Source organism: Croceicoccus sediminis, assembly GCF_007570835.1.
Taxonomy (GTDB): Bacteria; Pseudomonadota; Alphaproteobacteria; order Sphingomonadales; family Sphingomonadaceae; genus Croceicoccus; species Croceicoccus sediminis.
The window spans coordinates 359,636-373,500 of sequence record NZ_SUNC01000004.1; the positions used below are offsets into that span (position 1 = coordinate 359,636).

11 protein-coding genes are annotated in these 13,865 nt (G+C 63.1%); 6 read left to right on the forward strand and 5 right to left on the reverse strand.

Annotation, left to right across the window (positions count from 1 at the left end):
* Window positions 1-2 precede the first annotated feature (2 nt).
* From FAX90_RS14850 to FAX90_RS14870, 5 genes are all read left to right on the forward strand, one after another.
* Window positions 3-2,834, forward strand: coding sequence for a M16 family metallopeptidase (locus FAX90_RS14850; RefSeq protein ID WP_144098192.1), 2,832 nt, complete (start codon window positions 3-5; stop codon window positions 2,832-2,834).
* 285 nt (window positions 2,835-3,119) lie between these two features.
* On the forward strand, window positions 3,120-3,545 hold the full coding sequence (locus FAX90_RS14855; protein WP_144098193.1) for a DUF4168 domain-containing protein: 426 nt from the start codon (window positions 3,120-3,122) through the stop codon (window positions 3,543-3,545).
* Between the two features lie 152 nt (window positions 3,546-3,697).
* Window positions 3,698-3,931, forward strand: a complete 234-nt coding sequence (gene purS, locus FAX90_RS14860; RefSeq protein WP_144098194.1) for a phosphoribosylformylglycinamidine synthase subunit PurS — start codon at window positions 3,698-3,700, stop codon at window positions 3,929-3,931.
* 3 nt (window positions 3,932-3,934) lie between these two features.
* Window positions 3,935-4,612: a phosphoribosylformylglycinamidine synthase subunit PurQ gene (gene purQ, locus FAX90_RS14865; RefSeq protein ID WP_144098195.1), complete on the forward strand. Its 678-nt coding sequence runs from the start codon at window positions 3,935-3,937 to the stop codon at window positions 4,610-4,612.
* A 13-nt stretch (window positions 4,613-4,625) separates the two neighbouring features.
* A complete protein-coding gene (locus tag FAX90_RS14870) occupies window positions 4,626-5,003 on the forward strand; it encodes a YkvA family protein (protein WP_240704934.1) in 378 nt (125 codons plus the stop codon).
* Between the two features lie 12 nt (window positions 5,004-5,015).
* Here the strand turns inward: FAX90_RS14870 and FAX90_RS14875 are convergent, their stop codons facing one another.
* The 4 genes from FAX90_RS14875 to FAX90_RS14890 form a co-directional block, all read right to left on the reverse strand.
* Complete coding sequence (locus FAX90_RS14875; RefSeq protein ID WP_144098197.1) at window positions 5,016-5,999, reverse strand: acyltransferase family protein; 984 nt, start codon at window positions 5,997-5,999, stop codon at window positions 5,016-5,018.
* The gene (locus FAX90_RS14880; protein WP_240704935.1) at window positions 5,992-8,388 is read right to left on the reverse strand and encodes a putative bifunctional diguanylate cyclase/phosphodiesterase; all 2,397 of its coding nucleotides are present in this window, start codon (window positions 8,386-8,388) and stop codon (window positions 5,992-5,994) included. The genes FAX90_RS14875 and FAX90_RS14880 overlap by 8 nt, the downstream gene beginning before the upstream one ends.
* A 133-nt stretch (window positions 8,389-8,521) precedes the next feature.
* Complete coding sequence (locus tag FAX90_RS14885; RefSeq protein WP_144098198.1) at window positions 8,522-9,709, reverse strand: acetyl-CoA C-acyltransferase; 1,188 nt, start codon at window positions 9,707-9,709, stop codon at window positions 8,522-8,524.
* 57 nt (window positions 9,710-9,766) lie between these two features.
* Window positions 9,767-10,384: a TetR/AcrR family transcriptional regulator gene (locus FAX90_RS14890; protein ID WP_144098199.1), complete on the reverse strand. Its 618-nt coding sequence runs from the start codon at window positions 10,382-10,384 to the stop codon at window positions 9,767-9,769.
* 196 nt (window positions 10,385-10,580) lie between these two features.
* On the opposite strand from FAX90_RS14890, the gene FAX90_RS14895 reads away from it, so the two are divergent.
* Window positions 10,581-12,695, forward strand: coding sequence for a TonB-dependent receptor (locus tag FAX90_RS14895; RefSeq protein WP_144098200.1), 2,115 nt, complete (start codon window positions 10,581-10,583; stop codon window positions 12,693-12,695).
* 128 nt (window positions 12,696-12,823) lie between these two features.
* On the opposite strand, the gene FAX90_RS14900 is transcribed toward FAX90_RS14895, so the two are convergent.
* On the reverse strand, window positions 12,824-13,864 hold the full coding sequence (locus FAX90_RS14900; RefSeq protein WP_144098201.1) for a LacI family DNA-binding transcriptional regulator: 1,041 nt from the start codon (window positions 13,862-13,864) through the stop codon (window positions 12,824-12,826).
* Window position 13,865: the final 1 nt, after the last annotated feature.

Below are 13,865 nucleotides of genomic sequence, written 5' to 3' on the forward strand. Positions count from 1 at the left end.
CGGTGCAACCGGCCGCCGCGCCCGATGCGACGGTTCCCGAAAGTGCGCGTCCATCGCAGTCCGGCCTGCCGCCGTTCGAGGCGATGCTGGCGGCAACCGATCTTGACCCCGATCCGGCGCTGCGCATCGGCCGACTGGCCAATGGCCTGACTTACGTCATCCGCCACAACGCAACGCCCGCGGGCACGGCCGAAGTACGCCTGCGTTTCGATACCGGCTCGCTTGACGAAACGGCGGCTGAACAGGGCTATGCCCACTATATCGAACACATGGCCTTCAACGGGTCGACCAACGTGCCGGAGGGCGAAATGGTCGCCCTGCTGGAACGCAAGGGGCTGGCCTTTGGCGCGGATACCAACGCTTCCACCGGTTTCGACGCCACGATCTACAAGCTGAGCCTGCCGACCAACACGCCGGACCTGCTGGACACCGCGCTCATGCTGATGCGCGAAACGGCCAGCGAGCTGCTGTTCGACGATGAAGCCGTGCAGCGCGAAAAGGGCATCATCCTGTCCGAACGGCGCGACCGGAACACCTACCAGTTTCAGGACGTGGTCGACCGTTTCGCTTTCGAAGCCCCCGGCGCGACGTATCCCGACCGTCTGCCGATCGGCACGCTGGAAACGCTGAACGCCGCCGATGGCAAGGCGCTCCGCGCCTATTGGGAACGCAATTACCGGCCGGAACTGGCCGTCCTCACCGTCGTCGGCGACTATCCGGTCGACATGGTCGAAGCAGAAATCAAGGCCCGGTTCTCCGACTGGAAGGCCAAGAGCTCGACCGTCCCCGACCGCGCCTATGGCAGCGTGGACCTGTCGCGCGCGCCGGCAGAGGACATCTACATCCACCCCGCCCTTCCCGAACGCGTGTCCGCCACGCGGCAGGGCCAGCCGCAGCTTGCGCCAGACACCGCCGCCGCGCGGCGCAAGGACGTGCTGCGCTGGATCGGCTATGCCATCGTCAACCGCCGGTTGAAGCGCCTGACGCGTCAGGACGACCCGCCGTTCAAATCGGCAGGCATCGGGACCAGCGAGATGTTCCGCATGGGGCGCATCTCGCGCCTTGCCGTCGATACACCCGAAGGCCAGTGGAAACGCGGGCTTGACGCCGCCGTCGCCGAATATCGCCGCGCGCTTGCCGGCGGTTTCAGCAAGGCCGAAGTCGCCGAACAGCTTGCCAGGCTGATCACCGCACAGGAAGACGCCGCCGCCGGAGAGGCGACGCGCACGAACTCCGCTATCACGTCCGAAATTCTCGACTTCTTCGACGAGGGCGAGGTTCCGACCCTGCCCAGCGCCAGCCTCGAACGCCTGCGCGCGATGGAAGCCGAGATCACGCCCGAAAGCGTTCTGGCCGCGCTTAAGGATGAAATGGTGCCGCTGGACGATGCCATGCTGCGCTATTCCGGCCGCACCGAGCCCGAAGGTGGTACGGCGGCCCTGCGCGCGGCCTGGAACGAGGCGATGGACGCGCCCCTGGCCGACACCGCCCCGCCGCAAGTTGCCGAATTCGCCTATACCGATTTCGGCCCCGCAGGAACGGTGGTCAGCGACGAGCGTGATCCCGTCTACGACATACGCCGCGTCACTTTCGCCAACAACGTTCGCCTCAACATCAAGAAGACAGATCTGGCCGAAGACCAGGTCATCGTGCGTCTCTCGCTCGACGGTGGCGACCTGCTGAAATCGAAGGACAATCCGCTAGCGGTCGAACTGGCGCCCAGCCTGCCTGCGGGCGGTCTTGGCGAACACAGCGCGGACGAGCTGGAAACGATCCTGGCCGGACGTAACGTCGGCGCGCGGCTCGGCGCATCGGGTGAGGTTTTCACGTCCACGCGCACGACCACGCCCCGCGATCTCGGACTTCAGCTGCAACTGTTCGCAGCATACCTGACCGATCCGGGCTATCGGAGCGAGGCGATCTCCGCCTATCGCCGCCAGCTGCCCGACCGGTTCGCCCGCATGGACGCAACGCCCAATGCGGCATTGGCGACCCGTCAGATGGAAATCCTGTCGGACAAGGACCCGCGCTACACGATCCAGCCTATCGAGGCTTACGAAGCGCTCGACTTTGCCGACTTGCGCGCAGTCATGGCCGACCGTCTGGCAAATGGCGCAATCGAAATCGGCATCGTCGGCGCGGTCGACGAGGACGAGGCCATTGCCATGGTCGCGAAAACCATCGGTGCCCTGCCCATGCGCGAGCCCGAGTTCCTGCCCCGCACCGATGCCCGCCAGCGCAGCTTCACCGCGACGCGCGGCCCCGTCTTCGTCCGCCACGGCGGTCAGGAGGACCAGGCCGTCATCCGCTATTTCTTCCCGACGACGGACGATAGCGACGCGGGGCTGACCGCAAGGCTCGGACTGCTGAAAAGCGTTGTCGACATCGCCCTGACCGAGGAACTGCGCGAACGCCTGGGCCAAGCCTATTCGCCGGGTGTGGTCTCTTCGATGAGCCAGACCTACCCCGGTTTCGGCGTCTTCCTGCTGAACGTTGGGGTGGATCTGTCGCAGGTGCCGGCATCGGTCGACGCGATAGAGGAAACGCTGCGCAAGTTGCGCGATGAACCGATCCCCGCCGATCTGGTCCAGCGCGCGCGTCAGCCCATGCTAGACAAGTACGACAATGCCCTGAAATCGAATGCGGGCTGGGTTGGCTTGGTCGACCGCGCGCAAAGCCAGGATGAGCGGCTTGCCCGCTATGCGGCCTATCGCGACAGGCTCGAATCGATCACGCCCGAACAGCTTCGTGAGGCCGCGCGCCAGTGGCTGCCCGAAGGCGGCGCAGTCGAGATCGTTGCCATTCCAGAGGGCGCGGAGCAGCCGGACCTGTGAAGCGATGACGAAAAGCTAAAAGTATATTGCAATAATACTTCTCAATTTTACTTTGCGTTGTACACCACACTCACCTTGAGGCCACGATCTTCGCATTAAGTAAGCATCCTACGCGTACTTGTTCGTTCTTTTGCCGCACTTGATATTCACCGATATTAAGCAACCGTTCATGGCAGCCTAACGACTCATCGTGCACAGAGAACGCTTCGTGGAAGGCGTCCTTGCGGCACTGCGGGTCCAGCCGACACAAGGCCCGCGGATCACCCAAACGGAGATACTTGGACGATGAAGAAATTCCTCGCAGTTGCGACGCTGGCCGGCGCCCTCACCGCCACCCCCGCACTCGCACAGGCCGAAGCCGCTGCCGAAGCACCCGCTGCTGCTGCCGCTGAAGAAGCCGCCGCTCCCGAAGCGGCACCGATCACCGATGCCGACCTCGACAAGTTCGCGGCCGCTGCCATCAAGGTGAACGAAGTCGCACAGGATGCTACGATGTCGGCCGAAGACAAGCAGGCCGCCATGGTCGCTGCGGTGAATGGTTCGGGCCTTGACCCCAACACCTTCAACGAAATCGCGACCAAGTCGCAGACCGACGAAACCATGAAGGCACGCGTTGCCGAAGCTTTCGCCCGCCGCCCGGCCCCCGAGGCCCCGGCCGCAGCAGCGACTGCCGAAGCCGAAGCCGAGACCGAGGAACAGGTCGGCGGCTGATCGCTTCGACGCGATAGGCACAAGATCAAGGCCCCGCCCGCAAGGACGGGGCCTTTTTCTTGGATCAGGCCCGCCCCTCGCTTGCGAGCGCGGCGCAATCGCGGCATAGGCGCAGCCACGAATCTCCGTCACCAATTGCGAAAGGCCCTTCGATGAAGGTCAACGTCCACGTCAGCCTCAAGCCCGGTGTGCTCGATCCGCAGGGCCGCGCGATCCACCACGCGCTCGAAGGCCTGGGCTTTACCGGCGTCAACGACGTTCGCGCAGGTCGCCTGATCGCTCTCGACGTCGCCGACGATACGAGCGACGAGGCACTGGACGACATGTGCCGCAAGCTGCTCGCCAACATGGTGATCGAAAACTACCGCATCGAGAAGGTGGGCTGAGCCATGGCCTTCACCGCCGGCGTCATCACCTTTCCCGGCTCCAACTGCGACCGTGACATGGCCGTCGCGATCGAAGCGGTTTCGGGCAAGCCCGCCACCCGCATCTGGCACGGCGATGCCGCCCTGCCCGACGGTCTCGACTTCATCGCGGTTCCGGGCGGGTTCTCCTATGGCGATTACCTGCGTTCGGGCGCGATGGCCGCGAACAGCCCGGTCATGCGCGCCGTGGCAGAGGCAGCCGCGCGCGGCGTGCCCGTTCTGGGCGTGTGCAACGGCTTCCAGATCCTGACCGAAACGGGCCTGCTGCCGGGCGCGCTGATGCGCAATGCCGGCATCCACTTCGTCTGCCGCGAAGTGCCGCTGATCGTGGGCAACGACACCTCGCTGTTCACCACGAAGTATTCGGCCGGACAGGAAATCGTGATCCCGGTCGCCCACCATGACGGCAACTACTACGCCGATGATGAAACGCTGGACCGGCTGGAAGGCGAAGACCAGGTCGCGTTCCGTTATGCCCAGAACCCCAACGGATCGGCCCGCGACATCGCTGGCGTCCTGAATGCCAAGGGCAATGTCCTGGGCATGATGCCGCACCCCGAACGCATGATCGAGGCGGCACAGGGCGGCGACGATGGCCGCGTTCTGTTCGAAGCCGTGTTCGAGGGGCTGTCGGTCGCGTAAGTCGGCCGCCGGCGTGCTCAACCGGCTGAAAAGCAAAATAAGCCGTTGGGCAAAGGCGCTGAAACGCGACGTGATCGCGCTGTGGCTCGCCGCGCGCGATCCTCGCGTGCCACTGGGAGCCAAGATGGTCGCAGGTGCCGTCGCCGCCTACGCGTTGTCGCCTATCGACCTCATTCCCGACTTCATCCCCGTGCTGGGACTGATAGACGATCTGCTGATCGTGCCTGCGGGCATCTGGCTAACCCTGCGCCTGATCCCCGCGCCGGTAATGGCCGACTTGCGGAGTCGCGCGGAAACATTGGCGAAACCGCGCTCTACCGCGGGGCTGATTGCGGTTGTGGCAGCTTGGCTCTTGATCGCGGTTTGGTTTGCATCCTTTTTCGCAAACTAAAGGCGGCGCACGTCACTCGCTCGATGCAAGTCTTGTCGTAGGTTCCTTCGTCAACTGGAACACCTTCCCCAAGCTTTTCAAGCGAAGTCCATCCGGCATGAGCGATGCCAAGGCGAATGCGACCGGCACAGACCAAAGGACGGACCAGCCATAGATATGGCAAAATGCCATCAGCGGCCAATGCACCGCATATAGCGGAAACGAAATACGCCCGAGCCACTTCAGGCCCGCCCCCACCGAAATCGATGTACCCGCAGCAATCAGGCAGGGAAACACACCGGCAACGATCAGCATATCCAGCAACGTGGAACGCTGAGGCAGGAACCAAGTCGTCACAAATATAAGCGGAAGAATGCTTAGAATCAAAATCGAGGATGTGGTGGGTACGGAACGAGATCCGAGAGAGCGATGCAGTTGCACTCCGATCAGATAGGAAAAAAACACCCGCACAAAGCCAGCAGCGAAAGTGCTGTCTTTGTGGCCCGCAGTGAACGATGGGAAATCAAGAGAAATGACTAAAATTCCTGTCCCAAGCAACGCCAAGGGCAGGATCAGCTTTTTTATCCTGCAAAACCAGGCGGCATGTGCGACATTCGCAACAAGCTCGTAAAAGATCGACCATGCAGCCCAGTTGGCTCCGAATGGTTGATGGTTCACGAAATATGGTATGAGAAGAAGATTGGCGGCCATGGCCAGCCAAAATTCGTTCGTACTTGTCGCTAGGTAGAACGACCCAATTATCGCACCGACAGCCATCGTGGGCCAAAGTCGCAAGTAGCGCAGAGTGAAAAAAGAGCCTGCCCCCAAGCCTTCGGCGAAGCGACTTTCGTATGTCCGTGCCATGACATAGCCCGAAAGCATGAAGAAGAAGTCGACCGCCAAACCCGCATTGGTTCCGCCAATGCCTATGGTTTCAGCACTCAGGTGAAATAAAAATACGCAAACAGCGGCAATTCCGCGTAGCGCGTCCAGACCGTGAAGTCGTGTGTCAGGCAATCTTGCGGTCCGCGTCGCGGGCCAGAAGCGCCGCCGCCTCGATCGCGCCCATGGGCCGTCCGAACAGGAAGCCCTGAATCTTGGTGCAGCCCAGCTGGCGGATACGGTCGAGTTCGCGTTCGCTTTCCACGCCTTCGGCAGTGGTCGTCATGTCCAGCGCGTCGGCCATGGCGACGACGGCGCGGATGATGGCCAGCGATTCCGGGCTGTCCTTGGCCGCGCCCTGCACGAAGGAACGGTCGATCTTGATCGTGGTGAAGCGATTATTGCGCAAATAGCCCAGCGAGGAATAGCCGGTGCCGAAGTCGTCGAGCGCGATACCGCAGCCCAGCGACTGGATCTGCTGAAGCGTGTTCTGCGCCGCACCGCCATCGCGCAGGAAGATCGATTCGGTGACTTCCAGTTCCAGCCGTTCCGCCGCAAGGCCGCTGCTGGCCAGCGCCGAGACGACCGTGCTGGCAAAGCTGGCGTCGAGCATCTGTTCCGCCGACACGTTGACCGCGATGCGGATGTTCGAGGGCCAGCGTGCCGCCTCTTCACAGGCGCGGCGCAGGGCCCATTCGCCGATCGGCACGATGAGGCGCGTGTCTTCTGCGATCGGGATGAACTTGGCCGGGCTGATCGGTCCGAACTCGGCCGAATTCCAGCGTAGCAATGCCTCGAAGCTCATCACCTGTTCGGTTTCTGCATCGACGACCGGCTGGAACGCCAGGGTCAATTCGTCCCGTTCCAGCGCGTGGCGCAGCGCAAATTCGAGCTTGCGGCGTTCCTCGGCATGGGCGTGCATCTGCGGTTCGTAGGCAAAGTGGCTGCCGCCGCCTTCATCCTTCGAGCGATAGAGCGCGAGGTCGGCATTGCGCATCAGCGTTTCGACCGTACGGGCATCGCGCGGGCCGATCGCGGAACCGACCGAAGCCCCGACGTAAAGCGTGTGGTGATCGACGTCGTAGGGCTTGGACAGGACATCGATAATGGCGTGCGCCATGCGGTCGACTGCGTTGCGATCGTTGACGTCGGCCATGACGACAGCGAATTCGTCCCCGCCCAACCGGCCGCAAGTGTCGTGCTGCCCCATCAGAACGCGCAGGCGGCGCGACACCTGGGCAAGCAACTCGTCGCCGATCTGGTGGCCCAGCGTATCGTTGACGGCCTTGAACCGGTCGAGGTCGATCATCAGGAATGCGCAGCGCGTGCGCCACTGCTCGGCCCGCTGCAACGCCGTGCCCAGCGCCTCGGTCAGCATCATGCGGTTCGGCAACCCGGTCAGCTGGTCATAACGTGCCAGCTGCGCGATCTTCTCGGCGCTCTCGCGCTGTTCGGTTACATCCGAACCCACCCCGCGAAAGCCGGAGAACTGCCCGTGTTCGTCATGCTTGGGCGTACCCGAAAGCTCCCACCAGCGGCTGCGGCCGCCCACGTTCACGCGGACCATGAGGTTGGAGAAGCTTTCGCGCCGCTTCAGCCGTTCGGCCAGATCGCGAAGCGACGAGGGCAATGAACCGCTTTCCCAGCCGTCACCCGCGATCAGGCGCAGAAGCGGCTGACCATCGGCCTGATGCGGCTGCATCTGCAGGGCGTGGGCAAAGCGGGGCGAGACACCGCGAACCCGGCGAGAGCTGTCGACGCTCCACAACCAGTCCGCGCTGTTTTCTTCGAATTCGTGAAGCAGCAGGGATACGGTTTCCGCCTTTTCGGCAAGGCTCGCCTCGGTAATGCGAAGGCGCAGGTAGAGCCGCGACAGTGCCAGCGCACCGCCCGCGATAGTGCCGGAAAAGGCGAGCTGGGCAATCGCGGCGATCCAATCACCGCGGATGGCAGGGCCGATCGCGCCGCCAATGCCGAAGATGCCGATGAAAACCATCGCCGCCGTCGGCACGACGGAAAGGGACAGGACGAATACCCCGATCAGCATGACCATCACGGCATATTGCGGCGCGCTGCCGGTGCTGAGCACTTCGGGGAAGATCAGCATCGGCGCGACCCACAGGCCGCCGGCAAGGCCGACGGTGGCAAGGTGCGTGCGCAGTTCATCTGAGCCCAGTTGCCGACGCTCGGCATCGCTGAAGGTCCGCTCGATCCGCATCATGGCCAGCGCCATCATGACGACCAGCGCGAACCAGCCGCCAACGATCATCCCGCCCGCAGCCGCGTTCCAGACGACCATGGCGGGAAGCGCGGCGGCAATGAAGATCGCAAAGCGCAGCCAGGCACCGCGTGCCAATGCGCCATATTGCAGACCGACAAGGCGTCCGGGTCTCTCTTCGCCGCGACGAAACTTGCCCATGACGCGCTTCGCCATGCCATCGCGCGACTCGGGCACGAAAGCGTCTTCGCTCGCTGACTGGGGCGCCGAATTGCCGCCCTTGCGCTTGAGTACAGACCCCAACATGACTTCGGGGTTACAGAAACAGGGTTGATAAGCGGTAAACACCCCGCCGCCCGTTCTCCGTTTCCGAAGGCGGCGCGCGGCGGCTTTCGCTTAACTATCGAACCGCCCCGTTATGGGCGAAAAACGAGGCTCGTCAGAACCGTTCGAGCGCGATGGCAGTCGCCTCTCCGCCGCCGATGCAGATGCTGGCTACGCCGCGCTTCAAATTGCGATTCTCCAGCGCGCCCAAGAGCGTCGCCATGATGCGCGCGCCCGATGCCCCGATCGGATGGCCCAGCGCGCAGGCACCGCCGTTCACGTTCAGACGGTCCCGCTCGATCCCAAGGTCGCGTTCGGCGATCAGGGCGACGACGGCGAAAGCCTCGTTCACTTCGAACAGGTCGACATCATCCATGCCCCAGCCGGTCTTCTCGAACAGCTTCTTCGTCGCGAAGACGGGCGCGGTGGTGAAACGGGCCGGTTCATGGGCGTGGCTGGCATGACCGACCACGCGGGCGACGGGGTTCATGCCCATCTTCTGAGCAGTCGACGCGCGGCACATGACAAGTGCGGCAGCACCGTCGGAAATCGACGAACTGTTTGCGGCCGTGACCGTTCCGTCCTTGGCAAAAGCGGGGCGCAGAGTGGGGATCTTCTCGACATTGGCCTTGGCGGGCTGTTCGTCGGTATCGATCGTGACTTCGGCCTTGCGCGTCTTGACCGTGACCGGCGTGATTTCGCGGTCGAACGCGCCGCTTTCGCCTGCTTCGCGCGCAAGAGTGAGCGAACGGATCGCGTAATCGTCCTGCGTCTCGCGGGTGAACTGGTATTCCTGCGCCGCGTCTTCGGCAAAGGCGCCCATCAGGCGGCCGGGGTTGTAGGCGTCCTCCAGCCCGTCGAGGAACATCGAATCCTTCACCACGTCATGGCCCAGCCGCGCGCCGCCGCGATGCTTGGGCAAAAGGTAAGGCGCATTCGTCATGCTTTCCATCCCGCCCGCAACGACGATGTCCGACGATCCGGCCAACAGCGCATCGTGCGCCATGATCGCGGCCTGCATGCCCGATCCGCACATCTTGTTGATGGTCGTGGCCGTCACGTGTTCGCCCAGACCGGCAAGGATCGCCGCCTGGCGGCCGGGTGCCTGCCCCTGCCCTGCCGGAAGGACGCAGCCCATGATGATCTGGTCCACCGCCTCTCCGGTGATCCCGGCGCGCTCCACGGCCGCGCGAACCGCGGCGGCACCCAGGTTCGGGGCGGCGACATCGGAAAAGACGCCCTGCATCCCGCCCATCGGCGTGCGTGCATAGCTGGCGATGACGATCGGGTCTGCGGTTGTCATGTCTCTCTCCTTGGTCCGGCCTTGCACCGGCAATTCGGTAAATTTCGCCGTTGCGTTTCAGGTCCGCGGACGCAGGCCCCGCATCAGGAATTCGACAAGCTGGTCCGCGATCTCTTCGCGGGACAGAGCGCCTTCCGGATCGTGCCAGCGCGCGGGCCAGTTCAAGGCCCCGGCCAGCGCAAAAACGGCCAGTTTCTCATTCTCGCAAGCGATGGAGCCGTCCTCCACCGCCGCGTGAAGCATCGCCTGAACCGCCGCGTCCATGTCGCGTTTCAACACGCGGTATTCTGCCAGGCTTTCGGGCTTCAGCTCCTCGACCCCGGTGCGGATCACGCAGCGGCCGAAATCCTCCATGCTGATCACGGCATAGCGGCGCAGGTAGTATTCGAGCCGGGCGAGCCCGTCGCCATCACGGCCACGCGCATCGTCCGCCGCATCGCGCAACTGACCCATGCCCTTCTTCAGGCAAGCGAGGAGGACCTGATCCTTGGTCGGGTAATAATGGTAGATCGTCCGCTTGGAGATACCCAGCCGCGCAGCCACGTCGTCGAGAGACGTGTTCGCAAATCCGCGTTCGTTGAACATGCGCGCCGCAGCCGAAAGCACGGCATCGCGCTTGGCAGCACGCTCGGCCTCTTTCTGCTCGGCCGTTCGGAAGGGTGATACTTCGGTCATCTGGTGTCCCTCTACTGGCACGACACGTAAAAGAGATCAATACACTCAAGAGTTTTCATCGTCTGCGCATGGCGGCCTTTCCTGCACATTCGCAGCGAATTTTCCTGCCTCCCTCTACAGCAGTTGCTTTTGCGATTTAATCTCATTAGCAGGCGATTCGAAAATGCGAATTAGTCGCAATAATAGGAGGTCCCAAATGTCGTTTCGCCGAGTTTCCGCAGGTTCCGTTCGCACGTCACTCTTGCTGACGTCCGCACTGGCTGCGTATCCGGCACTGGCGCAGGATCGCGGGGACGATCAGCGCCGTTCCTATCTGCCGCACGAAATCGTCGTATCGGCAGAGCGTGACGGCTATGCGCTCGAAGACGGGTCGAGCGCGACGAAGACCCCTACGCCGATCATCGACGTGCCGCAGGCCGTTTCGGTCATCACGCGCGACCAGATCGACGATCAGGCCGTCACCCAGCTCAACGATGCCCTGCGCTTCGTCGCCGGCGTCACGCTTGAAACGGGCGAAGGCCACCGCGACGAAGTGTTCATTCGCGGACAGGAAAGCACTGCGGACTTCTATCTGAACGGCCTGCGCGACGATGCGCAGTATTACCGTTCGCTCTACAATATCGAACGGGTTGAGATCCTGAAGGGATCCAGCGCGCTGATCTTCGGGCGCGGCGCAGGCGGCGGTGCGATCAACCGCGTCAGCAAGACCGCCAGCCCCAACACGGCATTCGCCGCAGCCGATGGCTCTGTCGACACCTTCGGTGCCTTCTCGCTTTCGGCTGATCTGAACCAGCCGCTGTCGATGAACGCCGCCGCGCGCCTCAACGCGACGTACCAGGAATTCGACAGCCACCGCGACGAATACGAAGGCTGCTTCATCGGCATCAGCCCGACCGTCACGCTGGAGCCTGGTGCCGACACGCGAATCATCCTTGGCTATAGCTATGACGACGACGAACGCGTCACCGATCGCGGCGTCCCCTCGCTCGGCGATGGCCCCCTCACCGGCTACGACAAGACCTTCTTTGGCCAGTCCGGCTTCAACGAAGCAAGCGCGCAAGTGCACATCGCCCGCGCGCGGATCGAACACGATTTCTCGAACGAATTGAGCGTGAACCTCAGCGGCCAGTTCGCCGATTACGACAAGGTCTATGCCAACATCGTCCCGTCGGGCACCGACGGCGAAACGGTCACTCTTTCGGGCTATCGCGACGCGACGACCCGGCGCAACTGGATCGGTCAGGGCAACCTTGTCTGGACCGGCAACACCGGCGGCATCGGCCATACCCTGCTGACCGGGTTCGAGGTCATCAGCCAGGACACCGGCAATGCGCGCGATGTTGTCCACTTTGGCGCGGTCGATGGACCGACCTCTGCGCAAGTCCCGCTGGCCAGGGATATCTCGGTGCCGGCGTTCTTCCTCGACCCGCTGGCACGCAACCGGGCATCGGAGCTCACCGTTCTGGCCGCTTACGTGCAGGACCAGATCGAACTGGGCGAATTCGTCCATATTATCGGCGGTGTGCGTTTCGAAAGCTTCGACCTCGATACCGTCAATCTTGTCAGCAACACGCCCGCATCGCGCAAGGATGAAAAGTGGAGCCCGCGCCTTGGCATCATGGTCAAGCCGCAGGAAACCGTGTCGCTCTATGCCAGCTATTCGGAAAGCTTCCTGCCGCAGGCCGGTGACCAGTTCGTGCTGCTCAGCCCGACTTCGGCAGAACTTGCGCCGGAGCAGTTCGAAAATATCGAAGCGGGGATCAAATGGTCGCCCCGCCCCGGCCTGCTGTTGACGGCCGCTGCGTTCCAGCTTGAGCGTTCGAACCGCCAGACCACCGATCCCGAAAATCCGGGCTTCGTCATCCTGACCGGCAAGACCCGCACCCGCGGGTTCGAGGCGCAGCTGACCGGAGAGCTTGCACCGGGCTGGAACGCGAACATCGGTTACAGCTACCTCGACGGGAAAGTCCGCTCGCGCGTCGGCAGCACGGAGGCCGGGACGGTTCTTGAACAAGTGCCCGAACATCACCTGACGGCGTGGACTCGCTATGACTTCTCACCCCGCTTCGGCATCGGCGGGGGCGTGGTCCATAGTTCCAGCCAGTACGCCTCGCTTAGCAACGCGGTGAAGCTGCCTGCCTATACCCGCGTCGACCTGGCCGGTTATTTCGATGTGAACGAACGCATCGCGCTGCAAGTCAATGTCGAGAACCTGTTCGACGAGGATTATTATCCCAGCGCGCACGGCGACAACAACATCCAGCCGGCCAAACCGCTCAACGCGTCGGTCACTGCACGGGTCAGGTTCTGATCCCGTCTGACCTTTCGACAAGGTGTGCCATCGCCCGCACCGGCGGCGGCACACCCGGTTCGATCACGTGTCTGGAATCCGAACGCGAAGGACCGTGCCAACCTCCGAAGGCCTGATCGTGAACTTCCTTAAGCCGACTGCCGTCGCACCAGCGTCGGCGGCAGGACGAGGCTCTCGGTCCCCTCGCCCGCAATGCGCCTGAGCAGGAGGTTCACCATCGACTTTGCACCGGTGGCAATGTCCTGTTTGACCGTGGTCAGCGCAGGTTGCGTCTGCGCAGCGATGGGAAGGTCATCGAACCCGACGAGCTTTATTTGGTCCGGCACCGTGACGCCCCGCTCTTGCAGCACCTTCATACAGGCCACCGCGAGGATATCCGACGCTGCGAAAACTCCGTCGAAGGTGATCTGGTTGGCCGACAGGTATTCGGCAATTTCACCAGCCGCTTCGTCGGGATTGAGGTGGGTCGGCAGGATGCCGAGCGAAACGCCCATCTTGTCCGCCACCGCCTTGGCTCCGGCATAGCGGGCGGCGAACTCGATCGGTTCTGACGACCCGAGGAACATCAGCTTCTTTGCACCCGCGGCGATCAGGCGCTCTGCTGCCAGCCTGCCGCCGAGGCGGTTGTCGGTTCCGACCACGCAGTGGCGTTGGCCCTCCTTGTGGTTGCCCCAGACGACCATGGGCATATAGCCATCGGCCACTTCGTCGATCCGGTCGAACTGGTCGGATTGCCCGATGACCAGCACGCCTTCGACCATGCCCGACCCGATGAACCGGTCGAGCCAATCCTCGTCCTGATCGGGAATGACCCGGCGCAGCATGAGGTCGTAGCCGTGATTGGTCAGTTCATCGGCAAGATAGCCCAGCAGCGTCATGAAGAACGTGTCGGATATCTGCTGGTGCCGGTCGTGCCCCAGGGGGATGACCACGCCGATCACCCCGGTCTTCTGCCGCCTCAACCGGCTTGCCATCTGGTTGAGCTGGAACCCATGTTCGCGGGCCAGTGCCTCGATCTTTTCGCGGGTCTTCGTGCTGACCAATTCCCGCTTGCCGCCAAGCGCCCGCGACACCGTGCCGGGCGAAACGCCGGCCAAGCGCGCCAGATCGGTGATCGTCCTGGCGCGCTTGGGGGATACGACTTCCACCTCAGGCTTGCGATCCGCCATC